Source organism: Streptomyces cupreus (assembly GCF_014257025.1).
In the GTDB taxonomy this organism is placed as follows: domain Bacteria; phylum Actinomycetota; class Actinomycetes; order Streptomycetales; family Streptomycetaceae; genus Streptomyces; species Streptomyces cupreus.
Map to the genome: position 1 here is coordinate 1 of NZ_JACMSF010000077.1, position 22,849 is coordinate 22,849.

A 22,849-nucleotide genomic window follows, 5' to 3' on the forward strand; every position below is an offset into this window, starting at 1 on the left:
ACGGCGTGACTCTGCTGGTGATGTTGCCTGGGTCATGCGACGGCTGCACATAGTGCGTGAAAGCGCGTGGTGCGGCGGCGAGTTCTGGGGGTGCTGGATACCCAGTCGGAGACCCGGGTGATGTTGCAGGCCAGGGCAGTGAGCACGTGCTGGACGTGGGTACGGGCCAGGCCCCGGTAACGGGAACGGCGCAGGCCGTGGGCTCGGACGTTTTGCGAGAGGGCGGCCTCGATGCCGGCGCGGATCGCGTAGCGACCCTGCCATTGCTCCGTGCGCTGGTCGAGCCGGTTACGCATCTGGATCTCATGCAGTGGCCGGGGGAGCACGGCGATGGATCGGGGCCCGGTGGCTGACGTGGTGCACTGGGCCCGGTCTGGGCAGGTCCGGCAGTCCGCCTCGGCGAACCGGGCCTGCAGATAGGTGTGGTCCTTGATGTTCAGCTTGGTCCAGGACACGCTCGTGGCTCCGCGCGGGCAGATCGCCTGCTCGTTGGCCCAGTCGATGGTGAAGGCCGCCTTGCCGAAGCCCGACGCAGCCTTGGCTTGGGCGCTGTGGTCGGCGGCGATCGGGCCGAGCAGAGTGATGCCGTGCACGCGCTGGGCCCGCTCGATGCGTGCCGGTGAGATGTAGCCGGAGTCGACGACATGCTCGGCGAGCAATAACTCCAGCTCGGCGAGCTCGTCGTGGATGGTGTCGGTCAGCTCGATGTCCTGGACGGTGGAGATGGTGGTGGCGACATGGACCACCAGCTCGGGGCGTTCTTCATCGCAGGTCTCCGTGAAATGCGTCCGGTATCCGCTCCAGGCGGTGTCCCGTTTGACGCAGTAGTGCGCATCGGTGTCATACGGGGAGTCGAAACGCAACGAGGCGGGCGGCAGGGCGTGGCCGTCCCGCCAGCGCAGCAACCCGTCCATGTCCCAGAAGTAGTGATGGACCCAGACCCCACGCAGGATCTCCACCTGAGGAAGTAGCCGCAGGTGGGGCGGGGCGCAGGCGGCCCAGGCGGCAGTCAGGATCTTCTGCCCGTCCCGGCCGAACTTCTCGGCCCGGGCGGTCACGGCCGCCGTCCCGCCCGGCAGTTTGCCGATCTCCACCCGGCGTCCGTATCGCTTGGCCCACTCCGGCTCGATCAGCGGCGCCAGCCACGCGGGGGCGGCCTCGGCCAGCTCCTCCAGCGCTGCCCGCAGCGTCTCCCCGACCAGCTCCAGGCGGCTGAGGCGGCGAACCGCGGCCAGCACATGGGTGGCGTCGGTACGCTGCCGGCCCCCGGCCCTGAGCAGGCCGGCCTCCACCAGGCGCCCCAGCATCACCTGCAGCAACTGGTCAGCGGTGCCGTCCTGTTCGGCCAGACGAGCCCTGAACTCGCACAGCACCGAGTGGTCGAATCCAGGATCCTCCAGCTCAAGGCCGATCGCATATTTCCAGTCGATCCTGGTGCGGACCGCGTCCGCCGCCGCACGATCGGACAGATTCTCCGCGAACTGCAGCACTGACACCAACGCGAGCTGCCCAGGGGACAGCCCCGGCCTGCCGTCGGAGGGATACAGGCCGGCGAACTCCTCGTCCTCGAACAGGACATCAAGCCGGTCCCGGATGAGCATCGCCGGCGTGCCCTTCGGGCACGCCGCCCGCGCTGTCTTCAACGTCCTTGCGGGGATCCGCTGATGATTCTCCGGCCGCAACGACACCGCGACGCCCTCCACCACCGGCACCGCCCCGCTCGCTCCCCAGCAAAGCAGCCCATCGGGTCGACCCTCAGCCAGTCACCAACATCACCAGCAGAGTCACGGCATTGCTCCTAAAGCGGGTGTCGCAGGTTCGAATCCTGCCGGGGGCACCAGCCAAAAGGCCCCGGACCGATCATGGTCCGGGGCCTTTGACATCTACTTCTGGAATCACCTACTTGCCGGCACGCGCCATGAGCAGCGGCCGGAAGAAACCCGTCTCGTGCAGCATCCGCCACTCGGCGTCCACAAACCCCGCGTCGGTCACGAGGCCGGCCAGTCGGTCCCGGCCGAGCGCCCAGTAGACGGTCCGACGGACCTTGACACGCCATTCTCCGCCGGTCGGCAGCAGTTGGAAGTGCTCCATGTCGTAGTGCTCGCCGTCCTCGTGCCAGTGCCAGAGCTGGAAGGTGACGGTCCTTCTCCCCCGTCCGCGGCTTGGTGGACCTGTGGAGACGCCGAAGCAGGTCGGTTGCGCAGCAGGTCGTCGTAGGGGCGAGTGCTGAGCAGCAGCAGGCCGGCGGGACGCAGCACGCGGCGCATCTCCGCCAGGGCGGCGTGGACGTCCTGCTCCGTCAGCAGATGGGGCAGGGCGTTGTCGGCGCAGACGACGGTGTCGAACCGGCCGTCAGGAAACGGTAGGCGTCGCATGTCGGCAACGCCCGTGCGCAGCTTCACATTGCGGTGGGCGGCCTCGCGGACGGCGCGGGCGACGGCGCGGGCGCTGATGTCCGTGCCAGTGACGCGGTGCCCGCGCAGCGCCAGGCCGATGGCCTGCGTGCCGATGCCACAGGAGCAGTCGAGCACTGCCGCGTTGTCCTGGCCTATCAGGCCGTCCAGGGCGTCTCCCTGCCGACGAATGCTTGCGTCCCAGTCTGCGTAGATCAGGTCGTAGTCATCGGCCAGCTCGTCATAGAAATGTGCCGCCGAGGTCTCAGGCATGACCCGAGGCTACTGTGCGTAACATCCAGCGCAAAGCCCCGGACCGGTCACTGGCTCATGGCCTCGTGCTGGGTGTCCTGGACGACGTGCGTGTACACGTCCATGGTGATGCTGATCTGGGAGTGGCCAAGGATCTCCATCACGACGCGGGGCGCGACCCCGGCCGCGGTGAGGAGCGTGGCGGTGCCATGGCGGGCGTCGTGCAGCCGGATCACGCGGAGGCCGGCGGACTGGGCGACGCGGGTGAAGGAGCGGTAGAGGTTGCGCGGCTCGATGGGGCGGCCGGTCCGCGTGGCGAAGACGTGGTCGGAGTCCTGCCACTTCTCCCCCGCCTCGGCGCGCGCCGCAGCCCGGCGAGACGGTGCCACGGTGTACGAACTCCGGCCCCGCCTCATCCACCACGAGGTCGACCACCTCGAGGGCCTGTTGTACACCGCCAGGATGCGGACCGGAGTCGACTCAGTCCCGGTGGAGGAGCGCAGGCAGGCCGGCCGGGCCTGGGCGTACGAGTAGGCCACTGTCCGGCGGACAGTTCTGCGGGCGGAGGCAGAGGCGGGACTCTTGGACCGGCTCAGCCGTGCAGGGTTGCGTACAGAAGTATCGGGGTCTCCACCGCTGAGAGAACGGATGCTGGAGAGCGGCCCGTGGCTGCTATGTAGCGGTCGGGTCGGACCAGTACGACGGGCGCTGCCTCGGTCAGACCGGGCAGATCCTCGAGTTCCTCGTCGGGCAGGAAGACGACGGGGATTCCTGCCCATCGCGGATCGCCGGAGTCCGGGTGCGTCTCGCCCGGACGTCCCCGTGCGACCCAGGAGAAGCCGAGGGGTGCGAGTCTGTGGTGGAGCCGTACGCCGCTGCCCAGCCGTGGGTTGGGCATGCGGCGGCCGACTGCGAGGGTCCCCCCGACGGTCGATGAGTCCGTGCAGTAGGCGATGTCGAGCATGCCGACGCCGCGCCCGAATCGTGACTGAACGGACCGTTGGGCCAGGGCCGTTGGCGCCAGGAGGCCGAGCAGGGCACGGGGCACACCTTTGCGGGTGGTGAGTGCGCTGGTTGCACGGGCGGTGCCGCGCACCATGGCGTGCGCGACCGGTCGACGTTCGGCCTCGTAGCTGTCGAGCAGGTCGTTGGCTGCAGTTGTGCCGGCCCGCCGCGCGACAGCCAGCTTCCACAGCAGATTATGGGCGTCCTGGACTCCGGTGTTGAGCCCTTGGCCGCCGACCGGGCTGTGGATGTGGGCGGCGTCGCCGGCGAGGAAGACCCGTCCCCGGCGGTAGTGGTCGGCAAGGCCGTGGCTGAGCTGGAACTGGGATGTCCACGCTATGTCGTGGCTGCCGAATTCGATCCCCGACCGCCGTCGGATCAGGTCGTCGAGGAAGGCTTCGTCGATGAGCAGGGACGCTTCCTTCCGGGCCTGCGGTACGTGCGCGATGATGCGCCATCGGCGGGGCTCGGGCATCGGGACGATCAGCAGCAGGCCTTCCGGTGCGAGGAAGACGTGCCCTTCGTCTTCGATGAGGGGTGAGGTGGTCTTGATGTCGGCCAGGACAAAGGTGGCCCCGGCGTCCGAGCGGTCAAGGCGCAGCCCGACGGCGTCCCGGACGCGGCTGCGGCCGCCGTCGCAGCCGATGAGCCAGCGCGCGCGCACTACCTCCCGTCTCCCGTTGCCTGGTTCGAGAGTGGCTGCGACGTGGTCGCCGTTGTCGCTGATCTCCTCCAGTGCAACCCCCCACTCGACCCTGCCACCCTCCTGGTTGAGCTGCGACTCGAGAACGCGTTCGGTGGCGTACTGGGGGATCGACAGCCAGAAGGGATAGGCCGTGTCGCCCCAGGGGAGCCCGAGCAGATCGACACGTACCGGGCTGCGGCGCCGGGTGTTCACGTTGAGAGCCGTGAAACGGGTGCCGTCGGCGAGGATCTCCTCGGCCACGCCCATGGTTTCGAAGACCTCCAAGGTACGGGCGTGGACGACCAACGCCTTGGAGAAGGTGGAGCGGCAGGGTTTGCGGTCGACGATGCGCACGCTCAGGCCGTGGCGTATGGCTTCGCAGGCGGCGGTCAGCCCCGTGGGGCCGGCACCGATGATCAGGACGTCGACGTCGTTCCGGTGCTCAGCTCCCGATTCGGTCTCCGGTATGTTCTGGACGTTGTATTCGTGCATGGGTCCGAAGGACAACGGTCATCTCCTCGCGCAGGAATTTCAGTGGGATCGGGGGAAGGCGGGCCAGGCTTTGTCATTGGAGATTTGGACAGAGATTTTCAGCCTCCGAACTGTTGTTTGAGCTTGTCCTTCACCTCCCCGGGTACGCCGTCGGGGTACCGCTGGTGGAGCGCGCCGAGGATCTGGTCGGGCAGGCCGTCCGGCAGGCCCTGCTCCTTTGACCAGCCCTTGAGGTCTTCGCCGGATCCCGCGGAGGTCGGAGGTCCGAAAGGCATGCCGTTCGCTCCGCCCGGCGGCTGGGCGCCGCCTGGGAAGCCGGCGGCGAGCTTGCCGATGTTGGACTTCAACTGCTGCGTGATCACCAGCGCCGCGACTCCCACGCCGGCGAAGAAGAACAAGGCCGCTGCGAGGCCGGCTCCAAGCGCGGTCACCGTCTTCCGGTGGCGTCGTGCGAATCGGTTGTCGGGCGGTTGCACGCGCCCCGTGGCCGGGCGCCTGACGCGTGTGCTGCCAGGGGATCGTGTGGTGGCCATATGCCTTGCTTTCATGCCTTTCTTTCGCGACTGGTACGTCATCCGTGGGAATTCCCGTGGCTCAATCGAGCCGCACGATGACCATCACCACCGCTGGTGTGTCGGCGATGAGCCGGTGGCGCTCGGGGGGAACGGAGATGAGAGTGCGCCGGTGCAGGGACCATTCCCGCTCGGGTGTGGCGAGCCGTACCGAGCCGGCCAGGCAAGCCAGAAGGGCGGAGCCGGGCGCTTGGTGCTCGGCGAGTTCCTGTCCGGCGTTGAGTGCTATCAGGGTGGCTCGCAGGCCGGGCAGGACGGCCACCGCCCGGGCTGCCCGGCCTGCGCTCGACGCTGCGGCCTCGGACAGCAGCCGCTCTGCGAGGACATCCAGTGCCACGACTTCCGCGGCCCCGTCCGCAGGGCTGTGGGCTGGGGTGGTCATGAGAGCTCCTTGGGTACGCCCCCGCAACGCGGAGTTGTTCGCAAAGTTCTGGTGCAGCGCGGCTGCCGGGCGGGCGTGGTCAGGCCTTATTGCGTGGTCTCCCGTCCGCTGTGCGTCACCGGCTCGGCAGGGACGAGGCAGGGCGTCGAGTCGGCGGGGGTGCTGCGACGGCGGAGCAGGACGGCCACGGCGATGGCCGTGGCGACGGCGGTGATGGCGCCGCCGAACAGGGCGGCGTGCAGCCCGCTGATGAACGCGTCCTGAGCCTGGTGCAGGACAGCGCCGCCTGCGGCGGCGGCGCCGGCCAGCGACGACTCGGCCGCTTCGGCGACGTTGGGTGGGACGCCGGTCAGGTGGAGGTCGCTGCGGTAGGTGGCGGTCAGGAGGCTGCCGAGAACCGCGATGCCCAGTGCGCCGCCGAGTTCGCGCGCCAAGTCGTTGACGGCGGAGCCCACGTTCTGCAGTTCCTTGGGCAGGGCGTCGGTGATGGCGGTGGTGGCCGGAGGCATCGCCAGCCCCAGTCCGGCACCCAGCGGGATCAGACCGGCAGCGATATGCCCGTACGAGCTGGCGCCGTCCAGGTGGGCCAGGACGGCCAGCCCGGCGGCGAGCAGGAGCAGCCCGGCGACCCAGGGGCCGCGGGCACCCAGGCGCTGGGTGAGCAGCGGGCTGAGCCGGGAGGCGGGGATCATCCCGATGGGCATTGCGAGAAGGCTGAGGGCAGCGGTGAGCGCGCTGTCGCCGCGGACCAGCTGCAGGTACTGCATGACCACGAACATGAAGCCGAACAGGGCGAAGAACTGCAGCGTGAGGGACAGCGAGCCAGCCGCGAAACGGCGGTTGCGGAACAGTCGCGGATCGAGCAGCGGGTGCCGGTGGCGCAACTCGTAGACGACGAAGCCGACGAGGACGAGCACGCCGAGGGCGATTCCGCCGAGGGTGAGGGGGTCGCTCCAGCCGTTCACCGGAGCCTCGATCACCGCGTAGACGAGTGCCGCGATGCCGGCCGCCGCCAGGATCGCGCCGATCACATCGAGCGGCGCGGGGCGGGATTCGGCCGACTCCGGCACGAAGACCAGTGTTCCGGCCAGCGCGACCGCGGCGAGCACCACGTTGAACCAGAACACCGACTGCCACGACCACGACTCCAGCAGCAGGCCGGAGGCAAGCAGCCCCAGCACGCCACTGCCGCCGGCGACCGCCGCCCAGACGCTGACCGCCCGGGCACGCTGGGCACGCGGGAAGCTGCTGGTGATCGTAGACAGGGTGGCCGGCATGATCAAAGCAGCTCCCACGCCCAGCATCGCGCGCAGCCCGATCAGCACGTTCGGGTCGGTGGTCAGGGCCGCCAGCACTGATCCAGCCCCATAGATGATCAGGCCGACGATGAGCGCCCGGCGCCGGCCGAACCGGTCCCCCAAGGCTCCGGCGGGCAGGAGTAGCGAGGCGAACACCAGGCTGTAGGCGTCGATGATCCAGGTCTGCTGGGTCTGGTCGGCGTGCGTCTGGCGTGCGATGTCGGGCAGAGCCACATTGAGCGAGGCCATCGCGGCGACCACGGTCGCCAGCGCGAGGCAGGTGATCACCAGGACAGCGCCCTGGCGCACGGCTCGGCCAGGAGCCTCAGGGACGGGCGGTCGCGGGTCGGAAAGCACAGGGAAGGACCCTTCGCTGCGGAAGCAGGTACCGGCCCAGAGTCACGCGGCCGCTTCTACAATCTCAACCATGATGAATTCCTCGGGCCGGGGCAGAAGGGCCGGGAATCCCGACACGCGCACCCAGATCCTCGACGTCGCCCGCCGGCGCTTCCTCCAAGGCGGATACCAGGCGGTCACCCTGCGCTCCGTCGCCTCCGAGGCCGGGGTCGACGTCGCCCTGATCAGCTACTATTTCGGCTCCAAAAAGGGCCTGTTCGGCGCGGCCCTCACGCTGTCCGCCAACCCGGCCGAAACCCTCGCCCGCACCGCGGAAGGCGACCCCGCCACCTTCCCCCAGCGCGCTCTGCGTGACCTGCTCGCCCTGTGGGAGGACCCCGAATCGGGCGCGCCGCTGCGCGCCCTGATCGTCAGCGCCACCCGTGACCAGGCCATCGCCGGCCTGGTCAAGGAGATGCTGGAACGGGAAATGATCGACAAGATTGCCGCCAGGCTCGGCGGTGCGGACGCCCGCAGGCGTGCCGGAGCGTTCTGCGCGCAGATCGCCGGCCTCATCGTGACCCGCTGCATCCTGCGCCTCGAACCGGTCGCTTCCATGGCGCCTGATGAAATAATCCGGATCTACGGCCCTCCACTGCGCCTCGCGCTTCGCGAGTCCTCACGCCACCAGCCCCGCACAACCTGATGAGACAGGCCGCAGCAGGCACGCCGCTGAAGTGACGGGCTGGCCCGCCGCCCCCAACAGCGCAGGTCCCGCACGCAACAAGGACAACGGGTTGTGCGGCTGGGGTCAGGTTGGCCGATGTTGTTCCGAGCGCTGTCTCGAAGGCGATTGGACTGCGTTGTCCGAGGCCGGAATGACGGCGTCGGGTTTGTTGCGGTGTGGCAATGCGCTCCGCCGTCTCGACGAGTAGCTGCTCCACGGGCTCGAGATCCGGATTATTTCATCAGGCGCCATGGAAGCGACCGGTTCGAGGCGCAGGATGCAGCGGGTCACGATGCGCCTGGCATCCGCCTTGGAGGAACGCCGGCGGGCGACGTCGAGGAATCTGGGTGCGCGTGTCGGGATTCCCGGCCCTTCTGCCCCGGCCCGAGGAATTCATCATGGTTGAGATTGCAGAAGCGGCCCCGTGACTCTGTGCCGACACGCATGTGCCGCGGGGTGGGGGCAGGCCCCGCCCGCCCTGACGATGGAGGCTGCCGTGCTCTCTGCCCTGGCTCGTTTTTCGGTGCGCCACCGATGGTGGGTGATCGCCCTCTGGTTGTCGGCCGTGGTCGGGGCCGGCCTGGCCGCCCGCTCGGTCGGGGGTTCGTTCAGCAACGACCTCACCTTGAGCAACACCGATTCGCAGGCCGCGTATGACACTCTGCGCACGCGGTATCCGGAGTTGTCCGGGGACGGGATGCAGGTGGTGATCCACAGCGACTCGGGCGTGGCCTCGGCGAAGGTGAGGGCGGCTGTCACGGACGTTGTCGCTGCGGTGCGCGACTCCCAGGACGTGGCGGCGGTCCAGTCGCCGTACGGGCCGGGGCCCGCCATGGTCTCCGATGACGGGCGCACCGCGATCGCGACCATTCAGTTCACCGAGCGGGCCAAGGATGTGCCCAAGGAGTCGGTAGAGGCCGCGCAGGAGGCGTTCGACCCGGTGCGGGAGGCGGGCGCGCAGGTCGAGTACGGCGGTGCCGTGCTCCAGGGCGAGCACGGCCCGTCGGGGAGCGAGGCGATCGGCCTGGCTGCCGCGGTCCTGGTCCTGCTGGTGGCCTTCGGATCGGTCTTCGCCATGGTGGTGCCGCTGCTGACCGCCCTGTTCGCGCTCGCTCTGGGGATGTCGGTCCTCAACGTGGTCGCCGGGGTGACCACCATCGGCACCTCCGGTCCGGTGGTGGCGGCCATGATCGGCCTCGGTGTGGGGATCGACTACGCGCTGCTGGTGGTCACCCGGCACCGGGAGGGCATGCACGCAGGGCACTCCCCCGAGGAGTCGATCCCGCTCGCGCTGTCGACTGCGGGGCGATCGGTGCTCGTGGCGGGCGCCACGGTGATCGTGGCGATCCTGAGCCTGTACCTCATCGGCATCCCCTTCGTCTCCGCCCTCGGCCTGGCAAGCGCCATCACGGTGGCCGCCACCCTGCTAGCCGCGGTCACCCTGCTTCCGGCCGTGCTGGCCGTCTTCGGCGCCGAGCTGGACCGCTTCCGCGTACGGCGGCTGCGGTTCGACCACGGCGCGGGTCGGGTCAGCGGCTGGCACCGCTGGACGGGCCACGTCCAGCGGCGCCCCTGGCCCTATCTCCTCGCGTCCGCTGCCGTTCTGATCGCCATGGCCCTCCCGCTGTTCTCGCTGCGCCTTGGTACGGCCGACGACGGGTCGGCGCCCAAGGACAGCACGGAGCGCCGCGCGTACGAGCTGGTCGCGAAGGACTTCGGACCGGGCTGGACCGGCCCTCTGTTGGTGACCGCGCAGTTCGACGGCCAGGAGTCGAAGGCGGCCGTGAAGCGGCAGGCCGGCGCACTGCGCACCGAACTCGAGAGCGCCGAAGGGGTGCAGGAGGTACGGCCGCCGCGGCTCGATGAGGCCGGGACCACCGCGGTGTACACCGTGGTGCCCAAGAGCTCGCCGGATGACAGGTCCACCGAGCAGCTGGTCCACCGCCTGCGGGAGGATGTGCTCCCCGACGCCGCGGACGACGCCGAGACGCACGTCGGCGGCTCCACCGCCACCGCCATCGACCTCGCCGACCGGCTCGGCAGCCAGATGGCCTGGTTCATGTCCTTCGTGGTGGGGCTGAGCTTCCTGCTGCTCATGGTCGAGTTCCGCTCACTCGTCGTACCTCTCAAGGCCGCAGTGATGAACCTGCTCTCCGTGGGAGCTGCGTACGGCGTCGTGGTCGCGGTCTTCCAGTGGGGCTGGGGCGCCGGGCTCCTCGGGTCCGAGGCGGGGCCGGTGGAGTCGTTCGCGCCGGTCATGCTGTTCGCCGTCCTGTTCGGCCTGTCCATGGACTACGAGGTGTTCCTGCTCAGCCGCGTACGGGAGGAGTACCTGCGGTCCGGGGACACCGGCGCCTCCGTCCGCAACGGCATCGCCGCCACCGCCCGCATCATCACCGCCGCCGCGTCGGTCATGGTCGTGGTGTTCGGCAGCTTCCAGCTGAACGACGAGCGGACCGTCAACCTCTTCGGCTTCGGCCTCGCCGCCGCCATCGCGATCGACGCCACCCTGGTCCGACTCGTCCTGGTGCCCTCCGTCATGGCGATCCTGGGCAAGAGCGCCTGGTGGATGCCGCGTCGGCTGCAGCGGCTGCTGCCGCATCTGCCGGGCGAAGCGACACCGGGCATCCGCACCCCCATCCCCTCCGAGAGCGCCGTAGCCGACGAAGGACAGTCGGCCAGGGACGGGGCCCTGAGCGGGCCGCCCGTGCAGCGGGAGGAGGAAGAGGAAGGTGAGCGGATGCCGCAGGCACGCCTGTGACGCCCGAGGTGCTGCCGCAGCGGGGGCGATCAGCCGGTCGACGGCCGGGCCGGCCGGCCCTGCCAGCGTTCGAGCGCTGCTGCCGGGCAAGAAGCGTGCCGGCCATCCACCCCCGGGTGCGTCGCGGAGCACAATCGCAAGGACGCGGACGCAGGCCCCACATGGGTGGTGACGGCGAAGGCATCACTCCTCACCGCCGCAGTGCGGACCATGACGGCCCGGAAGCGGACGGGACCTCCGTGGCCGGCCTGGTCTTCGCCACGCTCACGCAAGGCGTGGCGAGCAGGAAGCTGACACCGCCCGGCCGCCCGCGATCTCGGGCGGTACGTACTTCCCGATCCGCACGCGGCTTGCTCCCCTTCGCGCCCACCCCGTCCCGCGTCCGCGCTCGGACCACGCCGCTGCACACCTCCTGACAGTCACTGCCGTCGCCCGCCCCGCCCGTGGGCCCTGGCCACCGCATCATCACGGCCCGGCGACTCCACTCGGCCTGCTCAGCGGCCGATTCCCGCATCCCACCCATACAGATCCTGCGGAGGACTCGTTGCTCGACACGCTCTTCGGCCTGCCCGCCCACCCGCTGATCGTCCACGCCACTGTGGTCGCCGTGCCCGCCGCCGCCTTGACCATTGCGCTGGCCGCGCTGTGGCCGCAGTTCCGGGCGTGGGCGGGGCCGCTGCCCCTCCTCCTGAGCCTCACAGCCCTGATCCTGGTCCCGGTGACCGTCAAGTCCGGCGAGTCACTGGCGCGGCGCGTCGACGAGACAGCCCTGACGCATCGGCACAGTGACCTCGGCCACGACCTCCTCCCCTGGACGGTCGCCCTGTCCGTTGGGGCCGTCGCCCTGTTCTGGCTGAGCCGGCGGGAAGCCCGCCCCCGGCGCACAGAACGCCCTGCCACTGCACGGCTCACCGCCGTGGCACTGATTCTCCTCGCCCTGACGGGGGCGACCGGCAGCGCCATGCAGATCGTCCGCATCGGCCACAGCGGCGCCGAGGCCGCCTGGACGGAACCGTAGACCGACAAAAACCAGCTTCTGCGTGCTTCCGGCCCCTCCTTCTCACGGCAGCGAGGGCCGGCCGCACTGCTCGACGAGTCGCCAGACCTCTTCGGGGGTTTCGCGGGTCAGTGCGACGGCGGCCAGGGAGGCGCACGTGTCGTGGCGGAGTCGGCGGATGCGGGCGCGGACCTCGTCGAGGGCGGCGGGGCCGACCGAGAGGCTGTCGCAGCCGAGGCCGATGAGGAGGGGTGTCACGAGGGGGTGTGCGGCGGCGTCGCCGCAGACGGAGACCTGGCGATCGTGGCGGTGGGCGGCGTTGACGACGCGGGCGATGGCGTCGAGTACGGCGGGGTGTGCCGCCATGGCGGGGGTGGCGGTGGGGTCGCGCCGGTCCAGGCCCAGGATCTGGCAGGTGAGGTCGTTGCTGCCGATGGAGAAGAAGGAGGCTTCGCGGGCGAGGTCGTCGGCTACGGCGACGGCTTCGGGGAGTTCCACCATGATGCCCAGGGGCGGCACCGGGACGCCGGCTTCGTCGGCTGCGGCCTCAAGGAGGCGTCGGCAGGCGCGCAGTTCGTCGACGCTCGCGACCATGGGGATCATGATGCGCAGGTCGGTGTCGGCTCCGGCGCTGAGCAGGCTGCGGAACTGGTCGGCGAAGGCGTCCGGTTGGGCGAGCATCAGGGGCAGGCCGCGCCCGAGCCGCCCGCCCTCGCGGCCTTCTGCGAGGAACGGCGGCAGTTTGTCGTCGGCGAAGTCGAGCGTGCGCGCCGTGACGACCTGCCCGGCCAGAACGCGCAGGACGGGGACGAGGGTGGCCGCGTGCTGTTCGCGGGTGGGCCAGGCGCGGTGGTTGAGGAAGGGCAGCTCGGTGCGGAGCAGGCCGACGCCTTCGGCGCCTGTGGTCAGTGCCGTGCGGGCCTCGGCCGGGGTGGCCACGTTGGCCCGCAGCACAATGGGGTGCCGGTCGAGTGTCTCGGCGGGCAGGTGACGCTCTTCGGCGAGGGCGAGTCTGCGCGCTCGGGCGGTCTCCATGGCTCGCAGGGCCCTGGAGCGTTCCTCGTCGTCGGGGTGGGCGACCGCGCCGGCCTGATCGGCGTCGAGCAGGATCTCCTGCCCGTCCGGCAGTTCGAGCAGTTGGGGGTCGACGGCGAGGAGGAAGGGGATGCCCAGCGAACGGGCGACGATCGCGGCGTGGGAGTTCGGGCCGCCGGTCACAGAGATGGCGCCTGTCACCGTCAGGCCCGGTTCCAGCAGGTCGGCGGCGCCGATCTCGTGGGCGACCAGGACGAGCGGCTGGTCGGTGGCAGGGCCGGTCTCGCCGTGGAGGTGGGCCAGGACGCGGCGGCCGACCTGCCGGACGTCCGCGGCGCGTTCGGCGAGGGTGGGATCGTCCAGGGCCGCGATGGTTCCGGCGTAGGTGTCGATGGCCTGGCGGACGGCGACGGGTACCGGCTGGCCGTCATTCGCCCTCTTGACGGCCTGGTCACACAGATCCTGGTCCTGGGCGATGTAGCTGTTGACCTCCATGATGTCGGCCTGTTCGTCCTTGCCCTGTTCGCGCAGGGAGGTGGACAGGTCGAGCAGGCGGGTGGCTACGGCGTCGAAGGCGTCGGTGATCTGCTGTGCGGGGTCGCCGCCGGTGCGGTGCGGCAGCGGCGTCCTGGTGAGTGGCCGGTCGGTACGGTGGACGACGCCGAGGGCTATGCCGGGTGCGGCGGCGCGCCCGGTGCAGGTGCGACGGTCGGTCATCGGGCCGCCAGCGTCTCGGCGTGGTCCCCCAGCGTCTCGGCGAGGGCGCGGAAGACCAGGGCGGTGGAGGTGGCGCCCGGGTCCTGATGGCCGATGCTGCGGGCGCCCAGGTAGGAGGCGCGGCCTTTGCGGGCCTGCATCGGGGTGGTGGCGCGCATGCCCTCTTCGGCGGCGTCGGCGGCGGCCACGGCCGCGGAGGCCAAGTCGGCTCCGGCGTCGGCCTGTTGCTGGAACGCGGCCAGTGCGGGGGCGTAGGCGTCGATCATGGTCTTGTCGCCGGGTGCGGCCGCACCGAGCTTCTGGATGCTCGCGAGGCCGGCGGCCAGTGCGGCGGCGAACTGCCGTGTGTCGGCGGTGGGGGTGTCCAGGGCCTTGCCGATGGCGCGGAAGGCACCGCCGTAGAGCGGTCCGGAGGCGCCGCCGACGGTGGAGATGAGGGTGGTGCCGGTCTTGACCAGTACGGCCCCGACGGTGTCCGGCTCGTAGTCGGCCAAGGCCGTGACTGCGGCGGAGAAGCCGCGGTGCATGTTGGTGCCGTGGTCGGCGTCGCCGATGGCCGAGTCGAGCTGGGTGAGGTGGTCCTTGTGCTTGTCCACGGCTGTTGCGATGGCCTGCACCCACGTGCGGGCGAGGTCGGTGTCCACGGAGTCTCCGTTCATGGTCGGTACGGGGCTGATCAGAGGTTGGGCGAGCCGGGGGCGGGGGAAGACGCGAGGAGTGCGGTCCGGGCGGGCTGACAGCGGGAAGGACCCGGCCCGGCCCTCGCGTCGCGCGTGGCCCCGCCCCCGGCTCGGTCAGATGCCCCAGCGCAGGGCCGGGGTGTTCACGGGAGCGTCCCACAGGGACAGCATGTCGGCATCGGCCTTGCACACGGTGACGGAAACACCGGCCATGTCGAGGCTGGTCACATAGTTGCCGACAAGGTTGCGGGCGATGACCACGCCCTTGTCCGCGAGTGCGGCGGCGACCTCGTTGAAGACCACGTACAACTCGATGAGCGGGGTGCCGCCCAGGCCGTTGACCATGACGATGGTCTCGTCACCGGCGTCGAGGGGCTGGTCGGCGAGGATGGCGTCCAGGGCGGTGGCCACGATCTCCTTGGCCGGGCGGAGCTTCTCGCGGCGGCGTCCGGGCTCGCCGTGGATGCCGACGCCGACCTCCATCTCGTCCTCGGGCAGGTCGAAGCCGGGCTTGCCGGAGGCGGGGGTCGTGCAGGCGGTGAGCGCCACGGCGAAGGACCGGGACGCGGCGTTGACCCGCTTGCCCATGTCGGCGACCTCAGTGAGGCTGCTGCCCTGCTCGGCGAGGGCTCCGGCGATCTTCTCGACGAAGACGGTGGCACCGGTGCCCCGGCGCCCGGCGGTCCAGGTGGAGTCCTGGACCGCGACGTCGTCGTCGACCAGGACGGTCTCCACGGTGATGCCTTCCTCGGCGGCCAGTTCGGCGGCCATCTGGAAGTTGAGGACGTCGCCGGTGTAGTTCTTCACGATGAACAGCACGCCCGCGCCGCCGTCGACAGCCTGGGCCGCGGCCAGCATCTGACCGGGCACGGGAGAGGTGAAGACCTCGCCGGGGCAGGCCGCGTCGAGCATGCCGCGTCCCACGAAGCCGCCGTGCAGGGGTTCGTGCCCGGATCCGCCGCCGGAGACAAGGGCGACCTTGCCCGGCTTGGTACCCCCGGCACGGGCGATCACCTTGTTCTCCGCGTCGACCTTCAGTCCGGGGTGGGCGGCGGCGATGCCGGACAGTGCCTCGGCCAGCACCGCTTCAGGGGCGTTGATGAACTTCTTCATGACAGGTCTCCCTTATTACGCAGAGGCGGTTTCGGCCAGCTGGTTCTCGGCCGCACCCGCGGCGGCAGTCGAGCGGCGGGTGTTGAGGGCGGTGTAGAGGACGCCGGCGGCAACCGCGCCGAGCACTTCGGCGGCTATGTAGACCGGCATCTGACCCCAGTGGACCGTGCCCCCGAACAGCTCGCCGGTGATCATCGGACCCAGCGTCCTGGCCGGGTTGATCGACGCAGCCGTGGCCGGCGCCACCGGGATGATGATCGCGAAGACGCCGAGCCCGATGGCCAGACCGGCGAAGCCGCCGGCCGCGCGGCGGTCGATGGCACCGAAGACGATGAGGGCGAGGATGAAGGTGCCCACGGCTTCGGCGAAGAACGCCTGGCCGGCGCCGACTCCGGTGCCGTAGGCGGCGATGCCGAGGCCGACGTCGACCGCCTTCTTCCCCAGCACCCCGACGATCGCAAGAGCTCCCAGCACCGCCCCGGCCACCTGGGCCGCGATGTAGCCGGGGACGTCCCGCCAGGGCATCTTCTTCGTCGCGGCCAGTGCCAGGGTGATGGCCGGGTTGATCTGGCAGCCGGAGACATGGCCGATCGCGTAGACCATGGCGATGACGGCGGTGGCGAAGGCCAGCGAGATCATTCCCAGCTGCGCCATGGTGAACGGGGCGTCGCCGCCGACGATGAGCGTCGCGGGGACCGAGCCGACGCCGATGAACACCAGCACCGCGGTGCCCAGCGCTTCGGCCACGAGCTTCTGTGAGTAAGTGTTTTCTTCCATGGAAGGCGCCCAGCGCCGAGCGGCGGCTTGGGCGTCTCACCTCCTCCGCGTGGAGCGGGCTGTGAAGGGAGGTGGCCGCCAAGTGGTCAGGGTCGGGCAATCTGGCGGCCGCTCAGGGGGAAGCCGGGGAGTTTAAGCCTCCGACTGCAGAGTGTTCACTATGGATGAACGTTGTTCCGGAAATTAACGCCGCGTTTCCGGCCTGTCAAGAGCTTTGGCAGCCCTGGCGTTCTGTCGACGTGAAGAAGGCCCCTCGGCAACTGCCGAGGGGCCTGGACCAGGGTGCGGGGGCGGGAAAGCGGACGACCGCCACCGGGTTTGCGGGGCAGGTCAGGTCATCGTGCTGCGTGCGGCCGCCCCGCGGGGGGCGCCCAGGTCGCGGGAAAGGTTGCGGGCGGTCTCCCGGACGGCGACCGCAAGCTCCTGACGTGCCGATTCGTCCAGCAGCCGCTCGACAGGGCCGACGATGCCGAGAGCGCCGACCACGTCACCGGAGCGGTCGAAGACGGGAGACGCGATACCCGCGTCCCCGATGGCGGACTCCTGATCCTCGATCGCATACCCGGCCCTGAGGACTTCCTTCAGCTGCCCTACCAGCTCCTCCGCATCGGTGATGCTGGCGCCGGTGAGCACCGCCGGCTCACCCGCGAGCAGCCGCTCACGCTCGCCGGCCGGCAGGAAAGCCACGATGGCCTTGCCCAGAGCACACGTGCTCCACGGGATGCTGGCGCCCACCTCGAGGATCTGCACAGCCCCCTCGGGCCGGAACGCATGGTGCACCACCAGGACGTGGTCACCGGTGAGCACGGCCACCCAGACCGCCTCGTTCGTCCGGTTCGCGAGCTGGTCCGCCCAGGTCAGCGAGCGAGTCCGCAGCTCCTGGGTGTCCAGGTAGGCGTTGCCCAGCTGCACCAGATCAGGTCCGAGCTGGTACTTCGAACTGTCCCGGTCCTGTACGACCAGCCCCTCGGCCTCCAGCGTGCGCAGCAGCGCATGCACGGTCGGCTTGGCCACGCCCAGACGGTCGGCCAGCTCGGTCACTCCGAGCCGGGGACCGGTGGACGCGAGCTCCCGCAGGATCTGCACCGCCCGCTGCACCGCCTGCACCATCGAAATTTTCTCCCGAGTTCAGTATTGCTGAACAGTGTTCCGACATTTACGGTAACTGTTCATGAGCGCATCTGTCGGCATCGTACTCGTGTCCCACAGCGCCGAGCTCGCCTCGGGCCTTCGCCTACTGGTGGAGCAGATCGGCTCCGACACGGTCCCCCTCGCCACCGCCGGAGGCACCGACGACGGCCGGATCGGCACCAGTTACGACCTCGTCCTCGCCGCCGTCCGCAGCGTCGACCGCGGAGCCGGCGTCGTCGTCCTGCCCGACCTCGGCAGCTCCGTCCTGACCGCCCGCACCGTCCTGGAAGACCATCCCAGCCCCGACGTGCTGATCGTCGACGCGCCCTTCGTCGAAGGAGCCGTCGCAGCCGTCGTCACCGCCGCATCCGGCGCCGACCTGAAGACCGTCGCCGACGCAGCCAAGGAGGCCCGCAATGTCCGCAAGCTCTGACTCCACCACCACGAGCGCCACGACCGTGTCCCAGCACGAAACGGCCGTGGTCCTGCCCGCCAACCTCCACGCCCGACCCGCAGGCCAACTCGCCCGCGCCGCAGCCAGTTTCACCAGTGCCATACAACTGGAGTACGCGGGTCGGACGATCAATCCGACCGGTGTCCTCGCCGTCATGGGCCTGGGCGCCACTGTCGGAAGCACCGTGACCGTCCGCGCCGAAGGCCACGACGCCGAACAGGCTGTCACGGCGTTGGCCCAGATCCTCGCCACCGCCGAGTGATCCGACCGCCACCAGCGGTACGAAACCAGCCTCCGCTTCCGAACATCCCCGAGGCCGTCTCCGTCGTACGCCGACGGGCACGCACCGTCCTGACCCAATGGCGCGTGCCCATCCCGACAGCCGACGACGCCCTCCTGGTGATCGGAGAACCAGCGCATCCTGACCAGGCGTGAGCACGGATACTCAAGTTCTGCAACTCGTCCCAGATGATTCCCGACCTGCATGGCGAGTTACTCAGCCTGGGTAGGGCGCCGCTTCCCGGGCCGTGCGGAGGGCTCCTGCCCACCAGGACAGTTGGTCCAGCAGTGTCTTGGCGTAGCCGGGGGTTTCCGGGTCCAGGGGGCGGCCGTCCTGCCAGGTCGTGAAGTACATCGGGAAGGCCAGGCCGTCCCGGATGGTCACCGCGTGCAGTTCCGTCAGGACGTTCTCCAGATGGAGGACCGCGTGGCGGCCGCCCGCCGCACCGCCGTAACTGACGAAGGCGACCGGCTTGGCCGTCCACTGGGTGAAGTGCCAGTCGATGGCCGCCTTCAGCGACGCGGGGTAGCTGTGGTTGTACTCCGGCGTGACCACGATGAACGCGTCCGCGCCCTCCAGGGCCGACGTCAGTGCCGCCATCCCCTCCGGACGGGGATAGTCGTCGCCCGCGAACTTCGGCGAGGCCGCCGGCAGCGCCAACGGGATGTCCATTTCCGCCAGGTCGATGACCTCGGTCTCGAAACCACCGTGGGTTTCAGCCTGTTCGGCCACCCACGAGGCCACCACCGGGCCGAACCGTCCGTCCCGGACGCTTCCTACGATGATCACCAGCTTGTGCTTGTTCGTCTCCATAGCCATGCACATCACGATCAGGGCTCGCGCCGCCGCCAACCAGACCGTGTCGAGGCTGGCCCCCGCAGGGCCACCCTGAGCGCTCCGCGTGCCGCCGGCCGCGACCTATGCTCGCGGTATGGGGACGCCACTGGGGGACTTCGTCCGAGCCAAGCGCGACAGCATCCAGCCCGAGTCGCTGGGGCTGCCCGAGCGTGGTCGCCGTAGGTCACCGGGGCTGCGGCGGCTTGATCTGGCCGCCCGGGCCGGTATCAGCGTCGAGTACCTGACCCGCATCGAGCAGGGCCGCGACCGTAACCCCTCCATCGCGGTCGTCAACGCGCTCGCCGACGCTCTCAGCCTCGACCCCGCCGAACGCAACCATCTGCGCTACCTCGCCAAGATCACGGGCAACGAGTGCTCCGCCCACGCCCGGCCCGCACCCCCGCGCCGCGACGTCCGTCCCACGGTGCTGGAGACACTGCGACTCCTCGAACCCGGTATCGCCGTCGTGACCAACCGCCTCGGCGACATCCTCGCCCACACCAGCGGCTACACGTCGGTCACGGGCGGGAGCGGACTGCTCGACTCCGACCACCCGAACCTCACCCGTTACCTTTTCACCGATCCCCGCGCCCGGGCCTTCTTCGCCGACTGGGACGACATCGCGGACGAGCAGGTCTTCGATCTGTGGCTCGCGCCCTCCGTCGAGAACTCCGAGTGGTTCACCTCGGAGCTCGCCCCCACCGCGGGGCCGGACTTCACGCGCCGACTGAACCGGCACACCGTTCCGCAACGCGGCGACCTCCGCCTCAACCACCCCACCGGAACCGAACTCCGGCTGCGCCGCGAGACCCTCGAACTCTCGGCGGACGGCCAGCAGCTCATCGTCTTCCTTCCGGCGGACGAGGCCACCGCCCAGGCCGTCGACCAGCTCCGCCACCGGCCCCCCAGTCGGCTTCGGGCCATCTCCTGACCGAGCGTGGGCCCGCGACCTGGATCGCGGGCCCATCCCGGTCGACTGTCAAAGTCAACTCGTCGTGCAGATCGCGCCGCTCAGTGTGAAGGCCGTCGGCGACGGGTTCGTCGTCCCCTTCGTGCCCGTGAAACCGATCGAGATCGAACCCGACGCCGGGATCGTCGTCGTGTACGACGCCGGGGCCACCTTCACCGTGTCCGCCGTCTGCGTCGGGACTCCTCCCCACATGTTCGTCACCGTCTGGCCCGCCGGGAAGGCGAAGGTCAGGGTCCAGCCGTTGACCGGGGTCGAGCCCGTGTTGCGTACCGTCATGTCGGCCTGGAAGCCGCCCGGCCATTCGTTCACCACGCGGTAGGCGACCGCGCAGGTTCCCGTGGGCGGGCTGGCCGTCGTCAGCGTCACCGTCGCCGAGCGGGACGAGCGGTTGCCCGCCGCGTCCTTCGCGTAGACCGCCAGCGTGTACGCCGTGTTCGGGGACAGGCCGGTGAGTGTCGCCGAGGTCGTCGTCGACGCCGCCAGAGTCGTCTCCGTCGTGCCCGTCACCCGTACGATCTCGTACGCCGTCACGCCAACGTTGTCAGTCGCCGCCGGCCAGCTCAGGTTCGCCGACGTCGAGGTCACCGCCGATGCCGTGGGGGTGCCGGGGGCCGTCGGGGCCTGGGTGTCGGTCCCCCCGCCGCCGAAGATCGTGGCCTCCTTCGACGTCTGGGCTATGCCGTTCGCGCCGTTGAAGATACGCTGCCCCCAGGAGCTGAGTCGGTTCGGGTCGAAGCCGATCGCCAGGTCCAGGATCGGGTCCGTGTTGCCGCTCCAGGACCAGGCCAGATAGCCGAGGTTCAGCCTCTGCGCCTCGGCCATCATGGTGTCCTCGTCCGGATCGCCCCACTGGTCCGCAGGTCCCCCGAACTCGCCGATCAGGATGGGGAGTTTCGCCGTCACGAAGGCGTTGAGGTAGTCCGTGATCTCCGCCGCCGTGTCGTAGACGCTGTACATGTGGATCGAGAAGATCAGGTTGCCGGTGGTGTCCGCCGCGTACACCGCCTGGGCGTTCGCGCGCATCACGCCCTGCCAGTCCTGGCCCCAGTTGGGCGCGTCCACCATGACCGTGTGCTCCAGGCCCGCCGCCCGCAGCTTCTTCACCGCGGCGATCGTCGGGTCGGTCCAGCCCGCCGGATCGGTGTTGCCCCAGGACTCGTTGCCGATGTTGACGATGACGTAGTCCTCCTGGCCGGCCAGCACGTCCTTCAGGCCGATCCAGTAGTCCGCCGCCGAGTCGAGCGTGGCGGCCGCCGCCTCCTCGCCGTAGCCCGTCGTGTCATGCACCTCCAGTACGCAGATCACACGGTTCGCCTTGCAGCTTGCGATGACCGCGGCCACGTCCTCGGGTGTGTTCCGGGTCCAGCGGTGGCCGTTGGACAGGACCACGCGGACGCTGTTCGCGCCCTTCGTCTTGATGTCGGCCAGCGACTGTGTCTCGCCGGGGTACCAGGTGTGAGCGTGGTTCACACCACGCATCACGAAGTGGTTGCCGTTCGCCTCCAGGAGGCGGCCGTTGCTGATGTGCAGGCCCACGGCCTGTGCATCCGCGGCCTGGGACGGGGTCGCGCCCAGGACCAGCAGACCCAACAGTGTGGCCAGCGCCGTCAGCAGTCTCGCCGCCACCGAGCTCTTGTGTGTTCTCACTGCGACTCCAGAGAAGTGAGCACCGGAAAGCATCGGAAGAAAAACGTGGGAGCGCTCCCACACATGTATCCACTCCGACAGGAACACGTCAAGACAGCGCGCGCTCTTCGATTCCCCCGGGCACCGGCGTGCGCAGCCCCCTCGCGAGGCACCCCGTCACCGCCAGCGACGCCACCGCCATCACCGTCATCGCCGTTGCGGGAGAGGTCAGTTGGGCCACCGACCCCGCCACCGTCGCACTCACTCCCTGCAAGGTCAGCATCCCGGCGGAGTGCAACCCCAGCGCGTGTCCGCTCAGTTCGTCCGGTGTGAGCGCCATCAGCCGCTCCTGCTGGATCAGGCTCGCCCCGAAACCGACCGAGGCCAGCACCACGGCGACCGCCGCGAGCGGCACCGACGGGCCGAGCACGAAGAAGACGTACGGCGAAGCCAGCAGCACCAGTAGCGGCACCCCCAGCCGGGCGCAGCGCGCGGGCGGGATCAGGCGGCCCACCGTCACATCGCCCGCAAGCATCCCGAGGGCCGCGCAGGCGAACAGCGTGCCGGCGGACTCGGGGGCGTAGGAGACGTAGAGCGACTCGCAGCCCACCACCAGGCCGTTGGGGATCCACAGGGCCAGGAAGACCGTCCGGCGGGGGCGCGAGGACCACAGCAGGGCGTTCGTGCGCCAGGTCGCCGCGACCGACGGGCGGCCCGAGGCGCGCGGGGCCCGGGCGGTGAGGCCGAGTCGGACTCCGGCCGCCGCGAGGACGTACAGCGAGGCCGAGAGCAGCAGGCACCAGCGGGGCGAGAGGATCGCGACCAGCACTCCGCCGGCCCCGTATCCGGCGATCTGCATGATCCCGCTCATCATGTTGAAGACCGAACGCCCCGGCAGATAGCCGTCCTTGGCGAGGATCTCGTTCAGCAGGCCCCAGCGCACTCCCCCGCCGAGCGAGGCGATCAGGCCCTGTGCCAGCAGGACGACGAAGACCGCCCAGATCGGCAGTCCCGGTACCGCGAGGAACGCCGTGGCCGCCGCGAAGGCCAGCGAGAGGCCCGTCAGGGTCGCCCTCGGAGGCAGGCGGTCGGCGCCCGAGAGGAAGAGGGACGCGCCCAGCACCTGGGCCAGCGACGGGCCGAACATGCTCACCGCCGACAGCAGCGGGGAGTCGGTCGCCCGGTACACGAGTGTGCCGAGCGCCAGACCGCCGACCGTGTGGGCCGCGATGTGGGCCGAGGAGGAGAGGAAGAGAGGAGTGAACTCGGGGGTACGGAAGAGGACTTGATAGCTGTTGCCGCGCATGTCCGGGAGTCTCGGGCGGCCCT

Annotated in this window: 20 protein-coding genes and 2 pseudogenes; 7 read left to right on the top strand and 15 right to left on the bottom strand. The window is 70.0% G+C overall.

The window, feature by feature from the left end:
- Positions 1 to 32: 32 nt before the first annotated feature.
- The 3 genes and pseudogenes from H4N64_RS39020 to H4N64_RS39030 form a co-directional block, all read right to left on the bottom strand.
- The gene (locus H4N64_RS39020; RefSeq protein ID WP_336246923.1) at positions 33 to 1,712 is read right to left on the bottom strand and encodes an IS1182 family transposase; all 1,680 of its coding nucleotides are present in this window, start codon (positions 1,710 to 1,712) and stop codon (positions 33 to 35) included.
- Between the two features lie 187 nt (positions 1,713 to 1,899).
- Positions 1,900 to 2,666 (bottom strand): annotated as a pseudogene (locus H4N64_RS39025) (class I SAM-dependent methyltransferase).
- 47 nt (positions 2,667 to 2,713) lie between these two features.
- A pseudogene (locus H4N64_RS39030) lies at positions 2,714 to 3,033 on the bottom strand (tyrosine-type recombinase/integrase); the annotation flags it as partial.
- 2 nt (positions 3,034 to 3,035) lie between these two features.
- On the opposite strand from H4N64_RS39030, the gene H4N64_RS39035 reads away from it, so the two are divergent.
- Positions 3,036 to 3,179 (top strand): peptide deformylase, encoded by a 144-nt coding sequence (locus H4N64_RS39035; protein ID WP_260860238.1) that lies wholly within the window; start codon positions 3,036 to 3,038, stop codon positions 3,177 to 3,179.
- A gap of 58 nt (positions 3,180 to 3,237) precedes the next feature.
- On the opposite strand, the gene H4N64_RS39040 is transcribed toward H4N64_RS39035, so the two are convergent.
- From H4N64_RS39040 to H4N64_RS39055, 4 genes are all read right to left on the bottom strand, one after another.
- Positions 3,238 to 4,842: an FAD-dependent monooxygenase gene (locus H4N64_RS39040; RefSeq protein WP_186287361.1), complete on the bottom strand. Its 1,605-nt coding sequence runs from the start codon at positions 4,840 to 4,842 to the stop codon at positions 3,238 to 3,240.
- Between the two features lie 83 nt (positions 4,843 to 4,925).
- The gene (locus H4N64_RS39045; protein WP_186287362.1) at positions 4,926 to 5,258 is read right to left on the bottom strand and encodes a hypothetical protein; all 333 of its coding nucleotides are present in this window, start codon (positions 5,256 to 5,258) and stop codon (positions 4,926 to 4,928) included.
- A gap of 163 nt (positions 5,259 to 5,421) precedes the next feature.
- Complete coding sequence (locus tag H4N64_RS39050; RefSeq protein ID WP_186287363.1) at positions 5,422 to 5,781, bottom strand: cupin domain-containing protein; 360 nt, start codon at positions 5,779 to 5,781, stop codon at positions 5,422 to 5,424.
- Positions 5,782 to 5,867: 86 nt separating this feature from the next.
- Positions 5,868 to 7,388, bottom strand: coding sequence for an MFS transporter (locus H4N64_RS39055; protein ID WP_336246924.1), 1,521 nt, complete (start codon positions 7,386 to 7,388; stop codon positions 5,868 to 5,870).
- Between the two features lie 118 nt (positions 7,389 to 7,506).
- Between H4N64_RS39055 and H4N64_RS39060 the strand changes: the two genes are divergently transcribed.
- The 3 genes from H4N64_RS39060 to H4N64_RS39070 all read left to right on the top strand — a co-directional run bounded on the left by H4N64_RS39060 (position 7,507) and on the right by H4N64_RS39070 (position 11,921).
- On the top strand, positions 7,507 to 8,121 hold the full coding sequence (locus H4N64_RS39060; RefSeq protein ID WP_186287364.1) for a TetR/AcrR family transcriptional regulator: 615 nt from the start codon (positions 7,507 to 7,509) through the stop codon (positions 8,119 to 8,121).
- A 562-nt stretch (positions 8,122 to 8,683) separates the two neighbouring features.
- Entirely contained in the window at positions 8,684 to 10,903 is a 2,220-nt protein-coding gene (locus H4N64_RS39065) for an MMPL family transporter (protein ID WP_186287365.1), read from the top strand.
- A gap of 544 nt (positions 10,904 to 11,447) precedes the next feature.
- Complete coding sequence (locus tag H4N64_RS39070; RefSeq protein ID WP_186287366.1) at positions 11,448 to 11,921, top strand: DUF2231 domain-containing protein; 474 nt, start codon at positions 11,448 to 11,450, stop codon at positions 11,919 to 11,921.
- Positions 11,922 to 11,963: 42 nt separating this feature from the next.
- Here H4N64_RS39070 and H4N64_RS39075 read toward each other — a convergent pair whose 3' ends face one another.
- The 5 genes from H4N64_RS39075 to H4N64_RS39095 all read right to left on the bottom strand — a co-directional run bounded on the left by H4N64_RS39075 (position 11,964) and on the right by H4N64_RS39095 (position 17,332).
- Positions 11,964 to 13,652, bottom strand: coding sequence for a phosphoenolpyruvate--protein phosphotransferase (locus tag H4N64_RS39075; RefSeq protein ID WP_186287367.1), 1,689 nt, complete (start codon positions 13,650 to 13,652; stop codon positions 11,964 to 11,966).
- Complete coding sequence (dhaL, locus tag H4N64_RS39080; protein WP_186287368.1) at positions 13,649 to 14,311, bottom strand: dihydroxyacetone kinase subunit DhaL; 663 nt, start codon at positions 14,309 to 14,311, stop codon at positions 13,649 to 13,651. Before dhaL ends, H4N64_RS39075 begins: the two co-directional genes overlap by 4 nt.
- A gap of 135 nt (positions 14,312 to 14,446) precedes the next feature.
- The gene (gene dhaK, locus H4N64_RS39085) at positions 14,447 to 15,445 is read right to left on the bottom strand and encodes a dihydroxyacetone kinase subunit DhaK (RefSeq protein WP_186287369.1); all 999 of its coding nucleotides are present in this window, start codon (positions 15,443 to 15,445) and stop codon (positions 14,447 to 14,449) included.
- Positions 15,446 to 15,460: 15 nt separating this feature from the next.
- Positions 15,461 to 16,222, bottom strand: coding sequence for an MIP/aquaporin family protein (locus tag H4N64_RS39090; protein ID WP_186287370.1), 762 nt, complete (start codon positions 16,220 to 16,222; stop codon positions 15,461 to 15,463).
- 330 nt (positions 16,223 to 16,552) lie between these two features.
- Positions 16,553 to 17,332, bottom strand: a complete 780-nt coding sequence (locus H4N64_RS39095) for an IclR family transcriptional regulator (protein WP_186287371.1) — start codon at positions 17,330 to 17,332, stop codon at positions 16,553 to 16,555.
- 61 nt (positions 17,333 to 17,393) lie between these two features.
- Here H4N64_RS39095 and dhaM point away from each other — a divergent pair, with 61 nt between their 5' ends.
- On the top strand, positions 17,394 to 17,786 hold the full coding sequence (gene dhaM / locus H4N64_RS39100; protein WP_186287372.1) for a dihydroxyacetone kinase phosphoryl donor subunit DhaM: 393 nt from the start codon (positions 17,394 to 17,396) through the stop codon (positions 17,784 to 17,786).
- Positions 17,770 to 18,069, top strand: coding sequence for an HPr family phosphocarrier protein (locus tag H4N64_RS39105; RefSeq protein WP_186287373.1), 300 nt, complete (start codon positions 17,770 to 17,772; stop codon positions 18,067 to 18,069). Before dhaM ends, H4N64_RS39105 begins: the two co-directional genes overlap by 17 nt.
- Before the next feature lie 234 nt (positions 18,070 to 18,303).
- Here H4N64_RS39105 and H4N64_RS39110 read toward each other — a convergent pair whose 3' ends face one another.
- On the bottom strand, positions 18,304 to 18,900 hold the full coding sequence (locus H4N64_RS39110; RefSeq protein ID WP_186287386.1) for an NADPH-dependent FMN reductase: 597 nt from the start codon (positions 18,898 to 18,900) through the stop codon (positions 18,304 to 18,306).
- Between the two features lie 118 nt (positions 18,901 to 19,018).
- On the opposite strand from H4N64_RS39110, the gene H4N64_RS39115 reads away from it, so the two are divergent.
- Complete coding sequence (locus H4N64_RS39115; RefSeq protein WP_186287374.1) at positions 19,019 to 19,855, top strand: helix-turn-helix domain-containing protein; 837 nt, start codon at positions 19,019 to 19,021, stop codon at positions 19,853 to 19,855.
- Positions 19,856 to 19,909: 54 nt separating this feature from the next.
- On the opposite strand, the gene H4N64_RS39120 is transcribed toward H4N64_RS39115, so the two are convergent.
- The gene (locus H4N64_RS39120; RefSeq protein ID WP_186287375.1) at positions 19,910 to 21,574 is read right to left on the bottom strand and encodes a cellulase family glycosylhydrolase; all 1,665 of its coding nucleotides are present in this window, start codon (positions 21,572 to 21,574) and stop codon (positions 19,910 to 19,912) included.
- Positions 21,575 to 21,629: 55 nt separating this feature from the next.
- Positions 21,630 to 22,826, bottom strand: a complete 1,197-nt coding sequence (locus H4N64_RS39125) for an MFS transporter (protein WP_186287376.1) — start codon at positions 22,824 to 22,826, stop codon at positions 21,630 to 21,632.
- Between the last annotated feature and the right edge of the window lie 23 nt (positions 22,827 to 22,849).

Excerpts from the sequence above, each read along its gene's own strand:
- dhaL (WP_186287368.1), bottom strand. The coding sequence starts at position 14,311 with ATGAACGGAGACTCCGTGGACACCGACCTCGCCCGCACGTGGGTGCAG.
- H4N64_RS39075 (WP_186287367.1), bottom strand. The coding sequence starts at position 13,652 with ATGACCGACCGTCGCACCTGCACCGGGCGCGCCGCCGCACCCGGCATA.
- H4N64_RS39095 (WP_186287371.1), bottom strand. The coding sequence starts at position 17,332 with ATGGTGCAGGCGGTGCAGCGGGCGGTGCAGATCCTGCGGGAGCTCGCG.
- dhaM (WP_186287372.1), top strand. The coding sequence starts at position 17,394 with ATGAGCGCATCTGTCGGCATCGTACTCGTGTCCCACAGCGCCGAGCTC.
- H4N64_RS39115 (WP_186287374.1), top strand. The coding sequence starts at position 19,019 with ATGGGGACGCCACTGGGGGACTTCGTCCGAGCCAAGCGCGACAGCATC.
- H4N64_RS39125 (WP_186287376.1), bottom strand. The coding sequence starts at position 22,826 with ATGCGCGGCAACAGCTATCAAGTCCTCTTCCGTACCCCCGAGTTCACT.
- H4N64_RS39060 (WP_186287364.1), top strand. The coding sequence starts at position 7,507 with ATGATGAATTCCTCGGGCCGGGGCAGAAGGGCCGGGAATCCCGACACG.
- dhaK (WP_186287369.1), bottom strand. The coding sequence starts at position 15,445 with ATGAAGAAGTTCATCAACGCCCCTGAAGCGGTGCTGGCCGAGGCACTG.
- H4N64_RS39105 (WP_186287373.1), top strand. The coding sequence starts at position 17,770 with ATGTCCGCAAGCTCTGACTCCACCACCACGAGCGCCACGACCGTGTCC.
- H4N64_RS39050 (WP_186287363.1), bottom strand. The coding sequence starts at position 5,781 with ATGACCACCCCAGCCCACAGCCCTGCGGACGGGGCCGCGGAAGTCGTG.
- H4N64_RS39120 (WP_186287375.1), bottom strand. The coding sequence starts at position 21,574 with ATGCTTTCCGGTGCTCACTTCTCTGGAGTCGCAGTGAGAACACACAAG.
- H4N64_RS39090 (WP_186287370.1), bottom strand. The coding sequence starts at position 16,222 with ATGGAAGAAAACACTTACTCACAGAAGCTCGTGGCCGAAGCGCTGGGC.
- H4N64_RS39110 (WP_186287386.1), bottom strand. The coding sequence starts at position 18,900 with ATGGAGACGAACAAGCACAAGCTGGTGATCATCGTAGGAAGCGTCCGG.